This is a genomic window from Allochromatium humboldtianum (assembly GCF_013385175.1).
GTDB classification, from domain to species: Bacteria; Pseudomonadota; Gammaproteobacteria; order Chromatiales; family Chromatiaceae; genus Thermochromatium; species Thermochromatium humboldtianum.
Map to the genome: position 1 here is coordinate 230279 of NZ_JABZEO010000006.1, position 20427 is coordinate 250705.

The 20427-nt window shown below is 65.5% G+C and carries 21 protein-coding genes; 4 read left to right on the top strand and 17 right to left on the bottom strand.

The annotated features are described in order from the left end of the window. Nucleotides 1-113 precede the first annotated feature (113 nt). The 5 genes from HW932_RS11025 to pabB are packed head-to-tail and all read right to left on the bottom strand — an operon-like array spanning nt 114 to nt 6053. Nucleotides 114-392 (bottom strand): helix-turn-helix domain-containing protein, encoded by a 279-nt coding sequence (locus HW932_RS11025; RefSeq protein WP_176976542.1) that lies wholly within the window; start codon nt 390-392, stop codon nt 114-116. Continuing rightward, nucleotides 379-696 (bottom strand): type II toxin-antitoxin system RelE/ParE family toxin, encoded by a 318-nt coding sequence (locus tag HW932_RS11030; protein WP_176976543.1) that lies wholly within the window; start codon nt 694-696, stop codon nt 379-381. The genes HW932_RS11025 and HW932_RS11030 overlap by 14 nt, the downstream gene beginning before the upstream one ends. A gap of 36 nt (nt 697-732) precedes the next feature. Next, nucleotides 733-2238 (bottom strand): phosphomannomutase, encoded by a 1506-nt coding sequence (locus tag HW932_RS11035; RefSeq protein ID WP_176976544.1) that lies wholly within the window; start codon nt 2236-2238, stop codon nt 733-735. 34 nt (nt 2239-2272) lie between these two features. Then, nucleotides 2273-4639, bottom strand: a complete 2367-nt coding sequence (locus tag HW932_RS11040) for a hypothetical protein (RefSeq protein ID WP_176976545.1) — start codon at nt 4637-4639, stop codon at nt 2273-2275. Nucleotides 4640-4673: 34 nt separating this feature from the next. Further along, nucleotides 4674-6053, bottom strand: a complete 1380-nt coding sequence (gene pabB / locus HW932_RS11045; RefSeq protein ID WP_176976546.1) for an aminodeoxychorismate synthase component I — start codon at nt 6051-6053, stop codon at nt 4674-4676. A gap of 193 nt (nt 6054-6246) precedes the next feature. On the opposite strand from pabB, the gene HW932_RS11050 reads away from it, so the two are divergent. Beyond that, nucleotides 6247-7695, top strand: coding sequence for a methyl-accepting chemotaxis protein (locus HW932_RS11050; RefSeq protein WP_176976547.1), 1449 nt, complete (start codon nt 6247-6249; stop codon nt 7693-7695). A 28-nt stretch (nt 7696-7723) separates the two neighbouring features. On the opposite strand, the gene HW932_RS11055 is transcribed toward HW932_RS11050, so the two are convergent. The 5 genes from HW932_RS11055 to HW932_RS11075 all read right to left on the bottom strand — a co-directional run bounded on the left by HW932_RS11055 (nt 7724) and on the right by HW932_RS11075 (nt 12623). Beyond that, nucleotides 7724-8062 (bottom strand): ArsR/SmtB family transcription factor, encoded by a 339-nt coding sequence (locus tag HW932_RS11055; RefSeq protein WP_176976548.1) that lies wholly within the window; start codon nt 8060-8062, stop codon nt 7724-7726. A 16-nt stretch (nt 8063-8078) separates the two neighbouring features. Then, nucleotides 8079-8921, bottom strand: coding sequence for an ATP-binding response regulator (locus HW932_RS11060; protein WP_176976549.1), 843 nt, complete (start codon nt 8919-8921; stop codon nt 8079-8081). Then, on the bottom strand, nt 8918-11320 hold the full coding sequence (locus tag HW932_RS11065) for an ATP-binding response regulator (protein WP_176976550.1): 2403 nt from the start codon (nt 11318-11320) through the stop codon (nt 8918-8920). Before HW932_RS11065 ends, HW932_RS11060 begins: the two co-directional genes overlap by 4 nt. Before the next feature lie 6 nt (nt 11321-11326). After that, complete coding sequence (locus HW932_RS11070) at nt 11327-11791, bottom strand: peroxiredoxin (RefSeq protein WP_176976551.1); 465 nt, start codon at nt 11789-11791, stop codon at nt 11327-11329. A 241-nt stretch (nt 11792-12032) separates the two neighbouring features. After that, nucleotides 12033-12623: a class I SAM-dependent methyltransferase gene (locus HW932_RS11075; protein ID WP_176976552.1), complete on the bottom strand. Its 591-nt coding sequence runs from the start codon at nt 12621-12623 to the stop codon at nt 12033-12035. A 179-nt stretch (nt 12624-12802) separates the two neighbouring features. Here HW932_RS11075 and HW932_RS11080 point away from each other — a divergent pair, with 179 nt between their 5' ends. The 3 genes from HW932_RS11080 to hypE are packed head-to-tail and all read left to right on the top strand — an operon-like array spanning nt 12803 to nt 15263. Continuing rightward, nucleotides 12803-13093, top strand: coding sequence for a HypC/HybG/HupF family hydrogenase formation chaperone (locus tag HW932_RS11080; protein WP_176976553.1), 291 nt, complete (start codon nt 12803-12805; stop codon nt 13091-13093). Next, nucleotides 13090-14220, top strand: a complete 1131-nt coding sequence (gene hypD, locus HW932_RS11085; protein ID WP_176976554.1) for a hydrogenase formation protein HypD — start codon at nt 13090-13092, stop codon at nt 14218-14220. The genes HW932_RS11080 and hypD overlap by 4 nt, the downstream gene beginning before the upstream one ends. Continuing rightward, nucleotides 14217-15263, top strand: coding sequence for a hydrogenase expression/formation protein HypE (gene hypE, locus HW932_RS11090; RefSeq protein WP_176976555.1), 1047 nt, complete (start codon nt 14217-14219; stop codon nt 15261-15263). The genes hypD and hypE overlap by 4 nt, the downstream gene beginning before the upstream one ends. Before the next feature lie 10 nt (nt 15264-15273). Here the strand turns inward: hypE and HW932_RS11095 are convergent, their stop codons facing one another. The 7 genes from HW932_RS11095 to hisB form a co-directional block, all read right to left on the bottom strand. Continuing rightward, the gene (locus HW932_RS11095; protein ID WP_176976615.1) at nt 15274-15651 is read right to left on the bottom strand and encodes a helix-turn-helix domain-containing protein; all 378 of its coding nucleotides are present in this window, start codon (nt 15649-15651) and stop codon (nt 15274-15276) included. A gap of 190 nt (nt 15652-15841) precedes the next feature. Beyond that, a complete protein-coding gene (locus HW932_RS11100) occupies nt 15842-16831 on the bottom strand; it encodes a LysR substrate-binding domain-containing protein (protein ID WP_176976616.1) in 990 nt (329 codons plus the stop codon). A 130-nt stretch (nt 16832-16961) separates the two neighbouring features. Next, nucleotides 16962-18137 carry a twin-arginine translocase subunit TatC gene (gene tatC, locus HW932_RS11105; protein ID WP_176976556.1) on the bottom strand — a complete coding sequence of 392 codons (1176 nt, stop codon included), beginning with the start codon at nt 18135-18137 and terminating at the stop codon, nt 16962-16964. Nucleotides 18138-18185: 48 nt separating this feature from the next. Continuing rightward, complete coding sequence (locus HW932_RS11110) at nt 18186-18503, bottom strand: phosphoribosyl-ATP diphosphatase (RefSeq protein ID WP_012971968.1); 318 nt, start codon at nt 18501-18503, stop codon at nt 18186-18188. Nucleotides 18504-18520: 17 nt separating this feature from the next. Next, complete coding sequence (gene hisI, locus HW932_RS11115; protein ID WP_176976557.1) at nt 18521-18925, bottom strand: phosphoribosyl-AMP cyclohydrolase; 405 nt, start codon at nt 18923-18925, stop codon at nt 18521-18523. Further along, the gene (hisA, locus tag HW932_RS11120; RefSeq protein ID WP_176976558.1) at nt 18922-19662 is read right to left on the bottom strand and encodes a 1-(5-phosphoribosyl)-5-[(5-phosphoribosylamino)methylideneamino]imidazole-4-carboxamide isomerase; all 741 of its coding nucleotides are present in this window, start codon (nt 19660-19662) and stop codon (nt 18922-18924) included. Before hisA ends, hisI begins: the two co-directional genes overlap by 4 nt. A 60-nt stretch (nt 19663-19722) precedes the next feature. Beyond that, nucleotides 19723-20334, bottom strand: coding sequence for an imidazoleglycerol-phosphate dehydratase HisB (gene hisB / locus HW932_RS11125; protein ID WP_176976559.1), 612 nt, complete (start codon nt 20332-20334; stop codon nt 19723-19725). Nucleotides 20335-20427 lie beyond the last annotated feature (93 nt).

Below are 20427 nucleotides of genomic sequence, written 5' to 3' on the forward strand. Positions count from 1 at the left end.
CGCGCGAATCGCGTCAAAATACCCCAATCGCGTGCATTTGCTGGTACCTGTAGTGGTACCTGCCCCCCAGAGCATCCATTGACCGCTTGGCAATCATTACGCACTCCTTGCGCTCAGGGCCGCAATGCCTCGGGATGCCGCGCGGCAACCCGCAGCAGCGCTAGCGCTGGACCGCGCGGATGGCGGCGGCCTTGCTCCCAGCCTTCGAGGGTGCGGCGACTGACACCCAACAGGGCAGCGAACGCTTCCTGGGTCAGCCCCATGCGTTCGCGGATTGCGCGAGCGTCTGGTGTGGAGACCTCGAAGGTCCGCAAAGTCACCTCTCCGCGCTGATGGGCCTTGATCTCTCGCAGACCGTCCAGGATCTCGCGTCCGATGTCACGTTGACTCATCACTGATTTCCTCCGCGATTGCCCGCAGGATGTGGGGTGGAATGTTCGTCTGTTCGTTCTTGGCGTAGAGGGTCAGCATCCAGACCTGTCCTGCTCGGTTGCGCCAGTAGTAGATGATACGCAGACCTCCACGCTTACCCCGACTGCTCCCGCGCCAACGCAGTTTGCGCACACCTCCACTTCCAGGTATCAGGTCGCCGGCCTCCGGATGCAGGATCAGGGCCGCTTGCAGGGCGGCGTACTCATCATCGCTGAGATGCTGAGAGACGAGCCGGGTGAAGAGGGATGTTTCGATGAAGACCATACCCGAATGATACGCCCAAGGCGGAGTATGCCGACATCAATTCCGCCACGCGGCCAACTTCTCCAGTGCGATCCGCGCCATGGTCTCAGCGCGTTCGGGGCTGTCGGCCTCGGCATAGGCGCGCAGTTCCGGGGCATTGCCGGACGGGCGCAGATGCAGGATCTCGCCGCTCTCAAAGGTGATGCGCAGTCCGTCGGTGTCGTCGAGCGTGGCGACCCGGCCGAAGGCATCGCCGAACTCCGACTCGATAGCGGCCTTGTCGGCCTTCCGCTTCCCCGTATTCAGGGCGGCGAGCCGTGCCCGGCTGAGTTCGGTCGGGAACTCTTTGAGCCGGTCGCTGTGGGTGAAGCGCGGCGGCAGGTCGGCGGCCAGGGCCGAGACCGGCTGGCCGCGTTCCACGGCGGCGAGCAGGATGGTGATGGCGACCACCAGTGCATCACGCGTCGGCAGATTGGGCAGGAAGCGTCCTTCCAGATGCGGCCCCTCGCTCCGGCAGAGATCGGTGGCGAGCAGGAAGCCGCCATTGGCCTCATAGCCGGCGACCGATCCCAGACCATCGTCCATCAGTCGTTGCATTCCCTCGATGACGAAGGGCGAGCCGATGCGCGTGCGCAGCACCTGCTCGAAGGCCCCGCAGCGTTCGACCACCGTGTTGCTGCTGACCGGCGTGACCAGCGCCTCGATGCCGAGCTGGCGTGCGCACAGTACGCCGGCCACGTCGCCGCGCAGCCACTGACCATGCTCATCGGCGATCAGCGGGCGGTCGCCGTCGCCATCGGCCGAGACCAGGGCATCGAAGCGACCGCTCGCCGCCCACTCGCGCGCGAGCGCCTGATCCTCCGGGCGCACCGCCTCGGTGTCGACCGGGACGAAGACCTCGGATCGACCGAGCGATGTGACCTCAGCACCGAGTCCGGAAAGCACGGCGACATAGGGTTCGCGCGCGACGCTGGAGTGCTCGTAGACTCCGATCCGCAGGCCCTTGAGACAGTCACGCGGGAAGAAGTCCAGATAGCGCTCGATGTACAGTTTCAGGGCCTCGGGCAGGAGTTCCGGCAGTGCGTCGGACTGATCGGCGACGAAGACGCCGGCGGCATCGAACAATCCCTCGGGTCGCACGATCGTTTGGGTGCGGATGCGTTCCTCGTCGTGCTTGAGGATCTCGCCGTTGGGCAGGTTGAACTTGATGCCGTTGCGATCGTCCGGGATGTGGCTGCCGGTGACCATGAGGGTTGGGATCGATCGTCCGAAACCATAGTTCGCCACCGCCGGACTGGGGATGAAGCCCAGATTGAGCGGCCGCCCGCCCTTGTCGCGCACAGCACGCGCACAGGCGGTCATGATGCGCGGGGTGCTGGGGCGCAGATCGCCGCCGATGCCGACCTCCGAGCCGGGCGACCATTCCGAGATCTGCTCCAGATAGCTCAGGAAGCCGAGCGTATAGGCGTAGCAGACCCAGTCGGTCATCCGGTCCGCCAGCCCCCGCGCGCCGCTGGTGCCGAATCCGACCCCGCTCTCGGCCATCAAGTCGCCAATCTGCATTCTTAACTCCTCTCGTTTCCAGGTGTGCGCAGTCTCAGTGCGCTATTTCAGCCGCCGGCTCTTCCGTGTTCGGCGCGACAGGCTCGGAGATGTCCGTCGGCGCGGCAGTCACGGGTTCGTCCGTCGGCGGCACTTCGGTTTCGACTTCAGACGATTCCGAAACGGCCTCGGTTAACTCGGGCATGGTTGCCGGCTCGACCGCCGACGTTTCCTCGGCCGGTTGCGGCATCCAGCGCTCGATCCAGGTGTCCAGATAGCCCTCGCTCCAAGCCAGAACGGCGCCGGCCATCAGGGCGATGAGCACCAGCAGGGTCTTCCAGGGGCGCTTCTTGTCGGCGAAGGGATCACGCAGAGAACGCATCGCCCCCTTGGGCAACTGCGCCGTACTGGTGAGCGTGGCGCCGAACGGGATACTGATCCTGGCTTTTGCATTGACCGCCCAGCCGTTGGCATCCAGCAGAGGGGCCAGATTGCGCTGACGCAGCTTGAGATGGGCCAGCAGCACCGATGGTCCCGAGATCGCCAGCATCAGGCCGAGCAGCGCCAGCGGGATCTGCCACCAGCTCAAGGACAGCAGCCCCGTCATGACCGAGGCCACGGCCGTGCCGATGGCGCCGACCGCCAGACCGATGGCGGCGAAGATACCGGCAAACTTGGCGATGTCGAACGGAGCCGCCGCCGGTGCGGAACCACCGCCGGGACGCTCCTGAGCCTTGGTCGCCAGTGTCGTCACGCCCTGCTCGGCGCCGGCATCGACGGCCTTGTCGCGCGCGCCGGCGAATTTCTCGATCTGCTGCGAGATCATCCGCCCCAATCGCTTGTAGGGCGACCAGAATGCCTGCCCGGCGCTGATCGGATGCTCGACGATCTTGACGATGGTCGCATCCCAGTCGTCACCGTTGCGGTCGTAGAAGACGCCGTTGCGTCCGACCATGAGATTGTCGCCGTCACCGGCGGTGAACGCCGCCGCGATGGTCAGTGTCTCGCTGCCGCCGCGCCGTCGGCAGTCGCAGTAAGCCAGATAGATCTGACTGAGATTGGCCAGGGCCGCATGTTTGGCCGGGTCGTCGACACGCACGCAGAGGTCGCACGCGCGCCCGTCCAGATAGAGGGTGCCGGCCTGGAAGACGGCCTTGCGTCCCGGCGTGTAGAAGTCGCGCAGTGAGACGAAGTTCTGGAGCAGCGGTTCCAGATGCTGGTAGTAGTGCACCAGCCGGTCGACCGACTCGATGGCGTCCGACACCCCGGCCAGCTCCAGATCCTGCTCGATCAGGTCGGCGATGGCCTGCTGGTACGGTCCCTCGACCAGCGCCCGCAGCCGGGTCGCGCCCAGCGGAGCGACCAGCGCGCCGCGTCGACGCGCACGCCAGACCGAATGGGCCTCGAAGCGCGTGCTCAGATCCAGCCATTGCGCCTCGCTCAGACTGTCGGTGTCGCCGAGCAGCGGCGCCACCACCCGCGTGCGGAAGGCGTCCAGCTCGCGCGCCCAGCGCGGATTGAGCATCTGGCGCAGCGGCAGCGCACGTCCCGGCTCGACGCGAGCCAGCGGAAAACCCGCCAGATCCTCGGTTTCCAGCGACAGGGTGCGGCCAGCCAGGGCGGCATAGTCGCTCTCGGCCGGGTTGAGCAGCTCGGCGGCGCGCTGGTCGTAGTCGGCCAGCCGGGCGCGGGTGAAATAGTCGTCGATCTTGGTCTTGACCGACTCGAAGAGTTCGGCGGCCGACTCGGTGTCCTCGCCGAGCGGCAGGATGTTGGCTGCATCGGCCTCGGCCTGCGCCCACCATTCGAGATACTCGCGCGCCTCGGCGAAGAAGCGATCACAGAGTTCCTGATCGATGCCGTCCTCGCCGCTGCGATCGGGCCGCGAGCCGACACAGCGCATGATGTCGGTGATCGCCAGGGCGACCGATTCGTCGCGGGCCGCGCTCGGCTGCACCACGCCATCGCCGTTGAAGCGCGATCCGGCAAAGATCTGGGCCGTGTTGGCCGTCTCCGCCGCCGTGATGACGGTCGACTCGGTACGCCCCAGGTTGTCGAGGATGCGCCAGGCCGAGGCCATGATCAGACGTCCTTCCTCGGTGGTCTCGTCGATGGCATCCAGCGGCAGACCGGCCTCGTGCTTGAACAGATCGCCCGGGTCTTTGAGCCGGCGGCAGGTCCAGTGCACGGCCTCCTTGATCTCGTCGATGCGGATACGTCCGTCGCCGCCGGTATCGAGCAGGGCCAGGGTGTGGCTGTCGAACTCCAGTCCCGAGGTCGGGCAGCTCAGGGCGGCCCAGAGTTTGGGGTCGAGTTCGGGCAGATGACGGATGTCCTCGCCCGAGTCGATCATGACCTGATCGAAACCGCCGAGTCGATTGAAGCGCCAGCGATGCGCCGGCTGGTGTGTGTCCGCAGACATGATCGTGTGCCCCCTTAGTGGCTGAAGACCTCGCTTATCGGGACGAGGTTCGGGGCGGATTGTCGGTCGATTGGAGCAGTTCGAGCAAGGGCGATGCCTTGTCATGGGTCTCGCGATACTCGGACTCGGGGTCGGAGTCGATGACGATGCCACCGCCGGCCCAGAAGCGGACAAGACCCTCAGCGTAGACCAGGGTACGAATGACGATGTTGGTGTCCATCGCCCCATCGAAGCCCAGATAGCCGATAGCCCCGCAATAGACCCCGCGCCGGTGAGGTTCGAGTTCCTCGATGATCTCCATGGCGCGGCGCTTGGGCGCGCCCGTGATCGAGCCGCCGGGAAAGGCCGCGCGCAGCAAATCGAGCGCCGTGCGTCCGGCGGCCAGCCGCCCCGTGACCGTGCTGACCAGATGATGCACGCGGGCGAAACGCTCGATCTCGAACAGCGCCGGCACCCGAACGCTTCCGGTCGCACACACCCGCCCCAGATCATTCCTCAGCAGGTCGACGATCATCACATTCTCGGCCCGATCCTTGGCACTCAGACGCAGCGACTCGGCCAGACGGGCATCCTCGGCCGGATCGGTCGAGCGCGGGCGCGTGCCCTTGATCGGTCGGGTCTCGACCCAGCCATCCCGAACCTGGAGGAAGCGCTCAGGCGAGGAGCACAGAATCTGCGCCTCCGGCGTACTCAGATAGGCGCTGAAGGGCGCGGCGTTGAGCGCCCGCAGTCGCTGATAGGCCGTCCAGGGATCGCCCGTGACCGGAGCGGCGAAGCGCTGGGCAAAATTGACCTGATAACAATCGCCCGCGATCAGATAGTCCCGAATCCTTGCCAGCGCCTGAAGATAGCCCGCGTGCGTCAGATTGGACTCCACCGGGCCGAGCGTCCTGAACGGCTCGCGAACCCGGCGCGCGACCGGCGCCGACAGCCGCGCCGCCCAGGTGTCGAGCCGACGCGCATCCCAGCCGACCAGACAGGCGCGCCGCGCGACATGGTCCAGGATCAAGGCCCAGTCATAGACCCCCACAGCCAGCTCCGGCAGCCGTTCGGCATCGCGTGCCAGATTCGGCAGCGGCACGAAACGACGTGCCAGGTCATAGCCGAAATAGCCGATCGCCCCGCCGACGAAGGGCAATCCGGGGACGGTCTCACGCTTCGGCCCCAGGAGCTTGCCCAACAGATCGAGCGGGTCGGCGTGCGAGCGCCCCGTCGACCCATCGGCACACCACGTACTTTCAGCGCCGCGCGTGACCAGTGTCGCGACCGGATCGGCGCTGAGGATGTCGAAACGCCCCTGATCGCTGAACGGACGCCCGCTGTCGAGCCACACCGGCCAGGGATGATCGAGCAGTCGCTCCATGTAGGGGCCGGCATCGGGTCGATAATCGAAGTCGCGAATCAGAGGGGTCATCGAGCGGGGGGATTGTATGAACGGGATTGTCGCCGACTGTGCGTGCCTCGCATCCGCCGAGGCTTGTCGGTTCAGGCGGTCCATCGTAGCATGATCGCCCATCGGTCTCGGCCCGCCGGATGGCTTGATCGCTGACGATCACTGGTCAGGCGCCTCGATTCCTTCCCCGACCCTTCTCGCACAGGACTCGTCCATGACGCACTCGCCCCTGCAATCGAGGATCTCATGGTTGCTCTGGTCGCTCGCGGGCCTGACCCTGGTCGCTCCGGTGCTTGCCTGGCTCGCTCCCGCGCTCGCCCCCTGGACAGCCTTGATTATAGCGCCGGCCATCGGCCTCGCCGTCTGGGGCCAGCGAACCCTGGGGCGCAGTCTCGCCCCCCTGCCACGTTTGACCCAGGTCATCGAGCAGGCCGGTCGCGGCCAGTTCGTGAAACGCATCACCCACCTCGAATGCGAGGACGAGATCGCCCGTCTCTGCTGGGGGGTCAACGACCTCCTGGATCGTCTGGAGGTCTATTTCCAGACCCCGACCGGCGGCAGCGCCACCGGCCTCGAAACACTCAGACAACAGCTCGACCGCGACTGGTCGGGCGACTTCGAGCAGGCGATGCAACAGTGCGAGCGACTGCGCGCCGAATGCGCCGAGCGCGAACGCACCCATGGGCGCTACCGACTGCTCGAACGCACTCAGGCGCTCAACAGCACCAACCTGCTGTCCAACCTCGCCTCCAGTCAGCAGGATCTGGCGCGCGTCAACCAGGAGATGCAATCGGTGCTCGATCTGGCCACCGCCACCGCACGCGAGGCCGAGGACGGCCAAGCCACCGTCGGTCAGGTCGTCAACTATCTCCATGCGATCGCCGAGCGCATCAATCATGTCGCCGATGCCGTGGCGCGACTCAATGCCCAAAGCCGGCAGGTCACGGACGCCGTACAGCTCATCACGACCATTGCCAATCAGACCAACCTGCTTGCGCTCAATGCGGCCATCGAGGCCGCGCGTGCCGGCGAGGCCGGACGCGGCTTCGCCGTCGTGGCCGACGAGGTGCGCAAGCTCGCCGAGAGCAGCCGGCGCGCCTCCGAATCCATCGGTCAGGTCATGGGCGAGCTACGCGGCGAGAGCGAACGAATGCTTGACGACTCGGATGCCATGCGCGAGATGGCCGGTCAGTCGAGCGCCGTCATCGGCGAGATGGAAGAGCGCTTCGCCCAATTCGCCGGATCGGCGCGCGAGACCCAGTCACACGCGCAACATGCCCGCGACATGGGCTTCGGCACCCTGGTGAAGGTCGATCACATGATCTACAAGCAGCGCGCCTATATGGCCATCGCTACCGATGGGCGCGAGCGCGAGCATGTCGAGGCCATCAGCGTCGATCACCAGAACTGCCGTCTCGGTCGCTGGTACGCGACGAGCGGACAGGAGCACTTCGGCGAGACACGCGCTTACGCCGGCCTGGACAAGCCGCATGCCCGCGTGCATGAGAGCGTGCATCAGCTACTGTCGTTGCTGGGCAATGGTTGGGAGGATCGCCCCGAACTCCAGGAAGCCATCCTCCAGGCCATGCGCACGGCCGAGGAGGCGAGCCTCCAGGTCATGCGCGAGGTCGACCGGATGCTGACCGAGAAGCACGGCTCCTGAATCTGAAGCCGGTGTAGCTTCAGATGCTTCAGTGCGGCGCGCGATCGTCGAGATTGGCCGGACAGAGCACCTCGCGCATGATGCCGATGAGATCGAGCAACTGCGCGTTGCGGATGCGGTAATAGATCCGGTTGGCCTCCTTGCGCGCAACCACGATGTTCTTGTTCCTGAGCTGTTCGAGATGCTGCGAGATGTTGCTCTGCGAGGTGCCGGTGCGCTCGACGATCTCGCCGACCGACAGCTCACTCTTGCCGAGCGAGCAGAGGATCTTCCAGCGTAATGGGTGGGCCATCGCCTTGAGCGCGTTGGCCGTCAGGGTGGTGTCTTCGTCCTCTTCGGGGACTTCGGGTGTGTTCGACTCGTTCATCCTTCACTCCTCAACTTCAATCGGTCTCGATGCGGGTGTAGCCCGTCATGTCCTTGGCGATACAGATGATATCGCTGATCCGGTCCTCGGCATCTTTCACCGCGGTGCGCGAGAACAGGATCGGCACCCGTCGCCCGTCACGGGCGATGAAGCGTGCCTCGATCTTGCTCAGCGCCCCGGTGCGGATCAGCGCCTCCAGCCAGGTGCCCATGAAGGCGCCGGCCTGCTCGTCGCCCTCCTCCTCGAACACGTCACCGATCGATAGACCAAGCAGTTCCGCCTCACTGTACCCCAGCAGACGCCGCGCGGCCGGATTGGTCAGCTTGATGCGTCCGTCCGGTTCCAGCACCAGCAGCGCCTCGCCCATGTGGGTGAGGATGTTCTCCAGATACTGCCGCGCCTCGGCCAGCTCGCGCGTGCGCTCGGCGACCTTGAGTTCCAGGGTGCGGTTGAGTTCGCGCTCCTTCTCGATCAGCCGGAAATAGGTGCTGATCTTGTTGATGAGCTGGGCGTCCTCGATCGGCTTGAGCAGATAGTCCGCCGCCCCGACCGCGAAGCCGCGATGCTGGAACTCCTCGGACTTGAACGCCGCCGTCAGGAAGATGATCGGGATGTCGCGCGTGCGCTTGCGCAGCTTCAAGAGCGAGGCGGTCTGGAAGCCGTCCATCTCGGGCATCTGCACGTCGAGGATGATCAGATCGATGTCCGGGTGCGCATGGGTCAGATCGATCGCCTCCTGACCCGAGCCGGCCTCCAGCACGGTGACGTCGAGATGGCTCTCGATGAGCGTGCGCAGGGTGAAGAGGTTGTGGGCGTGATCGTCGACGATCAGAAGCTTGAAGTCGGCGTAGCGCGTCATGTCCCCTCCGTTATCTGACGACGGTTCGGCCCCTCGGATACCGGCTGACCGATGACCTGAGTCAGAAGCCTGGTCAGCGCATCCGGGTCGAACGGCTTGGTGAGCAACGCGACCGCACCGACGCCGAGACAGGCCTTCAAGCCTGAGTCCGGATCCGCCGCTCCCAGGATCGCCACGGCCGGATGTGGCTCCTGAGTCTCGGCCAGAAGGGTCCGGATCGTATCACAGGTCATTTCGGTCGACACCTGAGCGGCCAGCAGTACCAGGGCGCAGCCCTCTCCCTCCTCGCGCAGGGTCTCCAGCGCCTCGTCGAGATCGGCGGCGGTCTGGACGCGCAGACCACGTCGCGACAGCTCGGAGGTGAGTCGCACCAGCGTCTTGACGTCGCGCTCGATGATGAGCACCCAGGGCGCGCCCGGTTCGGACAAGGATTCGGAGTTGACCTCCACGTCACTGGTGTCCTCATCGACCGCGCCGAGTGGTTCGGAGACCGCCGAAGCCGGCATCGACTCGGGTGCCGAGGCCGCCTCTTCCAGCGACAGCGGCAACAGCAGAGCAAAGCGCGAGCCGACTCCGGGCGTACTCTCGACCTCGATGACGCCGCCGAGCAGGGTCGCCAGTTCGCGGCTGATCGCCAGCCCCAGCCCGGTGCCGCCGTAACGGCGCCGCGTCGAGCCATCGGCCTGCTGGAAGGCTTCGAAGATGATCTCCTGCTTGTCGGGCGGGATGCCGATGCCGGTGTCGATCACACTCAGCGCCAGCGGCCGGTCCGACTCCGCGCGCGCGCCGACCTCGATGCGGACCTCGCCGCGCTCGGTGAACTTGATGGCATTGGCGAGAAAGTTCTTGAGGATCTGGCGCAGCTTGTCGCGATCGGTCCGGATCTGCTCGGGCGCGTCCGGTTCCAGTCGCAGACTCAGCTCGACCGGCTTGTCGGCGAGCTGCGGACTGAAGAGTTCGATCAGATCCTCCAGCATGGGCCGTAGCTCGACCGGCTCCGGATTCAGACCGAGCCGCCCGGATTCGATGCGCGAGATGTCGAGGATGTCGTCGATCAGGGCGCGCAGATCGCGTCCGGCCTCGTGGATGACTTGGGCCTGACGGCGCTGGGCCGGACTCAGGCCATTGCCTTCGGCGCCGAGCATCTTCGACAGCAGCAGGATGGAGTTCAAGGGTGTGCGCAGTTCATGGCTGACATTGGCCAGGAACTGCGACTTGTAGCGGTTGGATCGTTCCAGCTCGCGGGTATGGGCGCGTGCCGCATGCAGATGTTCGGCATGGGTCGCGGCCAGTTCGGTGAGCCGCTCGCCAAGTTCACGCAGCTCGCGCGGTCCGGTCCAGCTGAAACGCAGCGGCTGACCATCGCGCAGAATGCGCTGGATGCCGCCGAGCAGCTCGTGCCCGAAGTGCTCGACACGCGCCGCGATCCAGCGCGCCAGCACCATCACCGCCAGCACCAGCGCAGCGATGATGGTCAGCACCCGCACGATCAGCTCGTTGCGGAAGGCGTCCAGCGGCGAGGGATCGACCACGCGCCCGACCCAGAGCGGAAAGCCGTCCTCGGTCAGGAACATGGGCACCCACAGCATCTGCCGTCCCTGACCGCCCTTCCACAGCGCCAGCTTGCCCTCGGCGAAGATCGCCGCCAGTCCCGGAAAGGTCTCGAACGCCTCGGGCTGACCGCTCGCCGGCTGCCCCGGACGCAGATAGCTGCCGTCGTGATTGACCCAGAGCGTGTTGCGGTAGAACTGCGCCAACCCGCCGACATCGATGGTCAGCACCACCACGCCCGGCTCCGGGTCGCCATGTTCGCCGCCGATCGGACTGACCAGATCGAGCGTCATGAGCCGGCGCGGATCATCGACTCCGGTGCGGGCGTCGACACGGATACGGCTGACCATGACCGCGCCGGTCTGACTCTGCAATCCGGCATCGATGAACTGACGGTTTGGGATCTGAGGGGGCTGGGCGGTCGGGCGCCACTCCTGGGTGTGCGCGTCACGCACCAGCCAGAACCGTTCCTGCCCCTCGGCGTCGACGAACAGGATCTGGATGACATCGTGCTGATCGACCAGGATCTGGTTGATCCAGGTGGTATAGCGCGCGCGTGCCCGGTCGATCTGATCCGACTCGCCGCGCGCGCCAAGGATCAGCCCCGGCTCGGGCAGCTTGGCCAGGAAGCGGATCATCTCGTGACGGCTGGCCAGATGCTGGTCGAGATCGCGGAAATCCGCGCGCAGATTCTGCAGATAGGCGCGCTGATAGAAGAGCGCGGTGCGATCGAGCACCAGCGGCAGATTGATGAGCGCGGCCAGGATCAGCGGCATCAGGCCGAAGATCAGCAGGAACAGCAGGATATAGGCGCGCAGCTTGACGCCGGACGCGCGGGCCGGGGACATCCGGGGTCAGAGCGCGCGCACCAGATCGAGCACCTGGGCGGCGTGGCCCTTGGGCTTGACGTCGTAGAGCGCGTGTCGGACGACGCCCGATTTGTCGACGACGAAGGTCGAGCGCAGGATGCCGAGGCGCTTCTCGCCGTGCGCCTCCTTCTCGCGCCAGACGCCATAGGCTTCGCACACCTCGCCATCGCTGTCGGAGAGCAGATGGATCGAGAGTCCGTATTTGTCGCGGAAGGCGCCGTGACTGGCGCAACTGTCGCGGCTGATGCCGAGGATCTCGGTGCCGGCGGCCTCGAACTCGGCTTGCAGGTCGGTGAACTCGAGCGCTTCCATGGTGCAACCGGGCGTGTCGTCCTTGGGATAGAAATAGATCACGGCGTGATGTCGCCCGCTGAGCGAGGCGAGACTCACCGGCTCCATATCGGCGTTGGGCAGGGCGAAATCCGGGGCGCGATCGCCGGGTTGCAGCATGGGTGAGTGCTCCATCGACAGGGTTGAACGATGCGCCGAATGTAGGCATGACGACTCAGGTCGTCAACTCTCGCGCCCGCCTCGCGGCGGACGGTCGGAATCAGGCGCCGAAAATTCAGTAATTCAGTGTATTATGAATTTCTGTAAAACGACTGATGCATGACCCCTGGATGGGGCCGCAATGAGCAGCAAGCCCTTGGGTCGCCACGGCAGTCACACACCCTGCCGTCGCGGCCTTTTTTTAATCGCGCTGCGCCAGAGCCACGGTGTAGTGCGCGCCCTGCTTGAGCTTGTCGTAGTTGCCGAAGACCTCGTTGAGATTGCGCTTCATGTACTGGCGCAGTCCGTTGATCGTGACCAGATAGAGCCGACCGCCGGGACGCAGGCGGGCGTGGGCGTCGTGCAGCAGGAGCGCCAGCAGTTCCTTGCCGACCTTGGCCGGGACGTTGCTTGCGATCAGGTCGAAGCGGCGTTCCGGCTCGATCTGGTCGAAGCCGTTGCTCAGCCGCGCCTCGGCATTGTCGAGCCGGTTGAGCCGGGCGTTGCGGTTGGCATAGTCGACGGCGACGAAATCCTTGTCGACCAGGAGCGTTCGGCCCTGGGGAGCCAGCGCCGCCAGGGTCAGACCGATCGGGCCATAGCCGCAGCCGAGATCCAGACAGTCGTCGCCCGGCTCGATGTGCAGATGGTCGAGGAGCAGGCGCGTGCCCTCGTCGATCTCGCGCGGCGAGAACAGGCCCCAGGTACTGCGGAATTCGAGGGTACGGCCGCCGAGTTGGGCCGAGAACTGGATGTCGCGGCGCAGACCGGCGAGTTGTTCGGGAGTGAGCATGCTAGTGTCGTTCCGGGCGAAAAGCGTGGATTGAACCGCAAAGACGGCCGGGACGCCAAGGAAAACCCGCCTGACTGTGCGCGAATACAGCCTGGCCGGCACCATGTCTTGGCTTGAGTCGGCGTCTGGATCGTAGTCCAATGCCAGGCCCAAGCCCCACAGTGTTCCAGGAGTCAACCATGTGTCTCGCCATTCCGGCTCGCGTCACCCATGTCACTCGCATCGATCCGGCCATCGACACGGCGGTGGTCGATCTGGGCGGAGTGTCGCGCGAGGTCTCGATCGCGCTGGTTCCGGAGGTGGAGGTCGGCGACTATGTGCTGGTGCACGTCGGCTATGCGCTCAACCGGATCAGCGAGGAGGAGGCTCAGGAGACGCTGAAGCTCATGGCCGAGATGACGCGACTGCTCGATGAGGAATCAGGCGCCGCTGACGCCGCCGGTATCGCTTCGGCGTCCAGGCTCGCATGAAATACGTCGACGAATTCCGCGATCAGCAGCTCGCGCGCCAACTGGCCGCCGCCATCGCCGCCGAGGTCGATCCGGCGCGCCAATACCGGCTGATGGAGTTTTGCGGCGGACACACGCACGCCATCTTCCGCTATGGCGTCCAGCAGTTGATGCCGCCCAATCTGCGCTTCGTCCATGGTCCGGGCTGTCCGGTGTGCGTGCTGCCGATGGCACGGCTCGATCAGGCCATGGCCATGACGCGCGAGCATGGCGTGACGCTCTGCACCTATGGCGATCTGATGCGGGTGCCGGCGAGCGGTCGTCAGACGCTGCTCAAGGCCAAGGCGGCCGGCGCCGATGTGCGCATGATCTATTCGACCCAGGACGTGCTGCGGATCGCACGCGATGAACCCGAGCGTCAGGTGGTCTTCATGGCCATCGGCTTCGAGACCACCACCCCGCCCACGGCGGTCGCCATCCTCCAGGCACGCGCCGAAGGGCTGAAGAACCTGTCCTTCCTGTGCAACCACGTCCTCACGCCGCCCGCGCTGCGCGCCATCCTGTCGCTGGCCGGTCCCGAGGGCGTGCGGCTCGACGGCATCCTGGGACCATCGCATGTGAGCACGGTCATCGGCACCCGGCCCTACGCCTTCGTGCCGCGCGAGTTCGGCCTGCCCGTGGTGATCGCCGGTTTCGAGCCGCTCGACGTCATGCAGTCGGCGTTGATGCTGGTGCGCCAGATCAACGACGGTCGCCGTGAGGTCGAGAACCAGTACAGCCGCGCCGTCGGCGAGGTCGGGAATGCCCGGGCGCTCGAACTCATGGCCCGCGTCTTCGTCACCCGCCCGAGCTTCGAGTGGCGTGGACTCGGTTTCCTGCCCGAGAGCGCCCTGGCGCTCGCCGATGACTACGCCGACCTGGACGCCGAGCGCCGCTTTCCAGTGACGGTCGAGGCGAGTCATGAGATCAAGGGTTGCGAATGTCCGGCCATCCTGCGCGGACTCAAGGAGCCGACCGAGTGCAAGCTGTTCGGCGCCGTCTGCACGCCGGACAATCCGATGGGCGCCTGTATGGTCTCGTCCGAGGGCGCGTGCGCGGCCTATTGGAGCCATCGAACACACATGCCATCCTCAGGACTGAACCGATGACCGCCAGATCACGCTTTTCCGCCCGACTGGATCTCGAAAACGGCCGGGTCGACATGAGCCACGGCGCCGGCGGACGCGCCATGGCTCAGCTCATCGACGAACTGTTCAAACAGGCGCTCGACAACGAATGGCTGTCCCAGGGCAACGATCAGGCGCTGTTCAGCGTCCCGCCCGGCCGGCTGGTGATGAGCACGGATGCCCATGTGGTCTCGCCGCTGTTCTTTCCGGGCGGGGACATCGGCTCACTGGCGGTGCATGGCACCGTCAACGATGTGGCCATGTCCGGGGCGCGACCGCTGCATCTGGCCGCAAGCTTCATCCTGGAGGAAGGCTTCCCGCTGGCCGATCTGGCGCGCATCGTCGCGAGTCTGGCACAGGCCGCGCGTGAGGCAGGCGTCGCCGTCGTGACCGGCGACACCAAGGTCGTCGAACGCGGCAAGGGCGATGGGGTCTTCATCACCACCACCGGAATCGGCGTGGTCCCAGAGGGCATCGCGATCTCGGGCGACCGGGCGCGGCCGGGCGATGTCATCCTGATCAACGGCCACATCGGCGACCACGGGATCGCCATCCTGTCCCAGCGCGAGAACCTCGGCTTCGAGACGGCGATCCAGTCCGACTCAGCCGCCCTGCATGGACTGGTCGCCGACATGATCGCGGCCGTGCCCGACATCCACTGTCTGCGCGACCCGACCCGTGGCGGTCTGGCGACCACGCTCAACGAGCTGGCCCAACAATCCGGCGTCGGGATGCGCGTGCGTGAAACCGATATCCCGGTCCGCGAAGCGGTCTCGGCCGCCTGCGAACTGCTCGGACTCGATCCCGCCTATGTCGCCAACGAGGGCAAGCTGGTGGCGATCTGTCCGGCCGATCGGGCTGAAACCCTGCTGGCGGCCATGCGCGCCCATCCGCTGGGCGCACAGTCCGCCATCATCGGCGAGGTCGTCGAAGATCCGCTCGGCTTCGTGCAGATGCAGACCCGTTTCGGCGGGGAGCGTCTGCTCGATTGGCTCACGGGCGAGCAACTGCCGCGCATCTGCTGACCTCGGACGCTCAGGCGTCCTTGGACTCCTCCGGAGTCTCGGGTTCCGCCTCTTCGGCCGGGTCGTGATCCGGCTGCGACTGAGCGAGCTTCAGCAGCGTGTCGCGACCACGCTCGTCGGTGCGGCGGAAGTGATCGATCAGCTCCAGCTCCCGATCCGACAGCGGCCCCCGGTCGTCGAGACACAGCAGATAGGTCGGTGTCACCGTGCCCAGGGCCACGGATAGCTCATGAGCCTCCTCCAGCCCCATGCGGCGGATACCCTGCTCATAGTTGCTGATACGCGACTTGGACAAGGATTGGGTGCGCGCCGACAGGTCGGCGAGACTGAGCTTTTGCTCATGCCGGGCCGAGCGCAGGCGCTGGCCGATACGTTTCGTCAGGTCCATGGTGATCTTGATGTTATGCAAGACTGTCTCGTTGTGATGAAGCTAGGTTGATAGATGCGAACGATGCCCGCCCCGCCTGGGAGCAGGCGGGACACACATCCTTGATGCGGGGGCGGATACATCGGACAGCCATCCGGCGCGGGTGACGCTCACACGCGCGTTCTGGCTCAGAGCGGCCTTCCGGGGCGCGTCAGCCCAAGAGGGCGTCTTCCCATTCGGTGTCGCCGGCGGTCTGCGGCTGAGGTGGCGGCGGCGGTTCGACGAGACGATCGGCAAAGGCGCGATCGAGCGTCTTGATGAAACATTTCGTTTGTGGAGAGAGGAATTTACCACGACGTTGCACGATACCGTAACTGCGCCGCGGAAAATACTGCCCGATCGGGATACGGCTCAGCTTTTCCTCGCCCGTGAGACAGACGTCGGTGACGATCGAGATGCCGAGACCCAGCTCGACATATTTCTTGATCACCTCCCAACCGCCGGCCTCCATGGTCACGCGATAGCTCAGGTTGTGCTGCTTGAACACCAGATCAACCATGCGCCAGGTGCTCAGATGCCGCGGCGGCAGGATCAGACCATGGGGCGTGATCTCCTCCAGCGTCACCCGCTCCTTGCCGGCGAGCGGGTGATCGAGCGGCGTGATCAGGGTCGGCTGATAGGTCACGAACGGCCGATAGGTGATGTCGTCCGGGATCTCCAGCATGGATCCCACCGCCAGATCGGCCTCGTCGGCGCGCAGCATCGCCAGACCGTCACGGCCGGTGACATTGTGCATCTTCAGCTCGATGCCCGGATACTGCTCGACGAAGGCCTGGATCGGCTCGGGCAGGATGTAGAGGATGGTCGACTCGCCGGCGGCGATGTTCAACACCCCCTGATCCACGCGCCCGGCCTGGGTGGCGAAGGCTTCGTGGAGCTTGTCCATGCCCTCGACCAGCGGCTCGGCCATCTGGTAGAGCAGATCGCCCTCGGGCGTGAGCTTGATCTTGGGTCCGCGACGCTCGAAGAGCACGGTGCCGAACTCGCGTTCGAGCGCCTGGATCTGGAGCGACACGGTCGGCTGACTGAGAAAGATCTTTTCAGCGGCGGCACTGACGCTGCCGGTGCGCGCGGCATGACAGAAAGCGCGCAACTGCTTGAGTCGGTTCTGTTTGTAATGAATCTGGGAGCCTGAGCCCACGGTCACACCCACTCTTGGCCTACGGATGACCATTGATGGTATACCACAAGATTCATTGACAAAAGCAATATCAGCATCGGCTGTGCAAAAAATCCAGTCGTTCGATCGCGTTTCGTGACGTGCCTCACACTCAGTGTTCGTCGAGCTGGCTCAGGATGTTGCGCGCGACCTGACGCTGGGTCGCATCACCCTCTTCCAGCACCTGATAGAGCATCTGGCGCGCCGCGAAGTCGTTGCCGAGATCGCGCAACTGGTTGGCGCGGACGATCTTGTCTTCGACCGGATCGACGGGCATCGGCGGCGTCTCGGCGGCGGATGACCCGGCCGGCGTGACCGGGGGCGCGTTCGTCTTGGCGGCTTGGGCCAGACGCGCGTCCTCGGCATCGATCAGATCCAGCTCGGTCTCCATCTCGGCGTCGGTCATGGGGCGCCAGCGATCCGGGTCATCGAGGCCGGGTGACAGCTCGCGACCGACAGCACCGCCGCCGGCGCTCGGTGTGACTGGCAGCGGCTTCGGCGCTGAACCGGCCGGCGGCGGCTCGCCGGAGTCGGAATCCTCGGCGAGCCGTCCCTTGAGCAGCACTCGCGACAGCAGGATTCCCAGCTCGAACAGCAGCCACATCGGCACCGCCAGCAGCGTCTGCGAGATCACGTCCGGCGGGGTCAGGAACATGCCGACCACGAAGACGCCGACGATCACATAGGGCCGCTTGTGTGCCAGTCCCTCGGGCGTCACCGCGCCGATGGCCACCAGCAGGATGGTCGCGATCGGGATCTCGAAGGCGACGCCGAAAGCGAAGAACAGTGTCAGCACGAAGTCCAGATAGGCCGAGATGTCGGTCATCATGGCCACGCCATCGGGCGTGGTGCCGACCATGAAGGCGAACACCAGCGGGAAGACGACGTAGTAGGCAAACAGCATCCCGAGATAGAACAGGAAGATGCTGGAGACCAGCAGCGGGACGGCCAGACGCTTCTCGTGCTGATAGAGACCGGGCGCGACGAAGGCCCAGAGCTGGTAGAGCAGATAGGGCATCGACAGGAACACCGCCGCGATCAGCGCCAGCTTGAAGGGCGTCAGAAAGGGCGAGGCGACCTGGGTGGCGATCATGGTGTTGCCGTCGGGCAACTGCGCCAGGAGCGGCGCGGCCACATAGGCATAGAGACCGTTCGCGAAGGGCAGCAGCACCAGCACCATCACGCCGATGGCGATCAGCATGCGGATCAGACGATCGCGCAGCTCGACCAGATGCGAGATGAACGGCTGTTCGGCGCCCGGATCATCGGGCTGCATCGCGAGAGACATGGTTCGAACCCCAGATTGAGCGGACGCTCGATGGTTGGTGATCTATGTTCAGCCCTGGCGGCCGGCTTTCTCCGTCAGCCCCGAGAGACCGAAGCGCCGGTCCAGCTCGTCGAGCACCTGGCGCGGCCCCAGACCCTGCTGCGCGAGCAGCACCAGCGTATGGAACCACAGATCGGCGACTTCGTAGACGAGCTTGTCGGGCACGCCATCCTTGGCGGCCATCACGGTCTCGGTGGCCTCTTCGCCGACCTTCTTGAGGATGGCGTCGAGTCCCTTGGCGTAGAGCTTGGCGACATAGGACGAGTCCGGGTCGGCGCCTTTGCGCGACTCCAGCACCTCGGCGAGTCGGTCGAGTACGTCGTTCATGGCAATAGGCTACCTGGTTACTTCGAGCCGCTATAGATGGCGTTTGGATCCTTGAGCACGGGCGCGATCTCGACCCAGTCGCCGGCCGCATCCAGCTCGCGGTAGAAACAGTCATGGCGCCCGGTATGACAGGCGATGCCGCCCTTCTGCTCGACTTCAAGCAGGATCACGTCGGCATCGCAGTCGAGGCGGATCGAATGGACCACCTGCTGGTGGCCGGATTCCTCGCCCTTGTGCCACAGCCGCGCGCGCGAGCGCGACCAGTAGACCGCATGTCCGGTCTCGCGCGTCAGACGCAGCGCCTCGCGATTCATCCAGGCCAGCATCAGCACGCTGCCGGTCCCGTGCTCCTGAGCGATGGCCGGGACCAGTCCGTCCGGTCCCCAGGCGATGGCGTCGAGCCAGACATCGTTCGCGCTCATTGCCCGGCCCCGCTCAGGCTGTCGGCCAGTCGCTGGCCTTCGGCGAAATCGAGCGTCCCTTCGTAGATGGCGCGTCCGGTGATGGCGGCCTCGATGCCGCCCGCCTCGCACAGGGCGCGGATGTCGTCGATATCGGTGATGCCGCCGGAGGCGACGATCGGAATCCGCACCGCCTCGGCCAGGGCGCGCGTGGCCTCGATATTGGGGCCGGACAACATGCCGTCGCGCCCGATGTCGGTATAGACGATGGCCGTCACGCCGTCGTTCTCGAAGCGCCGTGCCAGATCCTCGACCCGATGCGCGGTGATCTCGGCCCAGCCGTTGATGGCGACCTGACCGTCCTTGGCGTCGAGCCCGACCATGATGTGCCCTGGAAAGGCACGACAGGCGCGGGCGACGAACTCAGGCTCACGCACGGCCTGGGTGCCGATGATGCAGTAGCGCACGCCGGCCTTGAGATAGGCGTCGATGGTCGACTCGTCGCGGATGCCGCCGCCGACCTGGATCGGCAGCTCGGGATAGGCCGCCGCGATGCCGCGGATGGCTGCGCCATTGACCGGCTCGCCGGCGAAGGCGCCGTTGAGGTCGACCAGATGCAGGCGTCGGGCGCCTTCGTCCACCCAGCGTCCGGCCAGCTCGACCGGGTCGTCGGAGAAGACGGTCTCGTCGTCCATGCGGCCCTGACGTAGCCGCACGCAGCGGCCATCCTTCAAATCGATCGCGGGAATCAGCAGCACCGGATTGCTCTCTCGCTGTATGGCTGTGGGATGTCGAATGAACGCTTCAGAGGTGACGCCTTACAGCGTCCCCTTGGTCGAGGGCGTGATGCCGGCCATGCGCGGGTCCGGTTCGATGGCCATGCGCAACGCACGCCCGAACGCCTTGAAGATGGTCTCGGCCTGGTGATGGGAGTTGACGCCGCGCAGGTTGTCGATGTGCAGCGTCATCCCGGCATGGTTGACCAGCCCCTGGAAGAACTCCTGGAACAGATCGACATCGAAGGCCCCGATCTGGGCGCGGGTGAAGGTGACGCCATAGGTCAGTCCCGGCCGCCCCGAGAGATCGATCACCACGCGCGACAGTGCCTCGTCCAGCGGCACATAGGCATGACCATAGCGGCGGATGCCCTGCTTGTCGCCGAGTGCCTTGGCCAGTGCCTGACCGAGCGTGATGCCCAGATCCTCGACCGTGTGATGATCGTCGATGTGCCGGTCGCCGACCGCCTCGATGTCGAGGTCGATCAGACCGTGACGCGCGACCTGATCGAGCATGTGCTCCAGAAAGGGCACGCCGGTCTTGAAGGACGCCCGACCCTGACCGTCCAGGTCGAGACTGACGCGGATCTGGGTTTCGAGCGTGTTACGTTCGACTTGGGCGCAACGGGATTGAGCGGATATAGCCTGTGACATGATCGGGACTGTGGTCGTAGGCGACGCACCAGGACGGCGCGCGTCGAAAGCGGCATTAAACCACAGCCATACGCTAAAGCATAAATCGGGGCG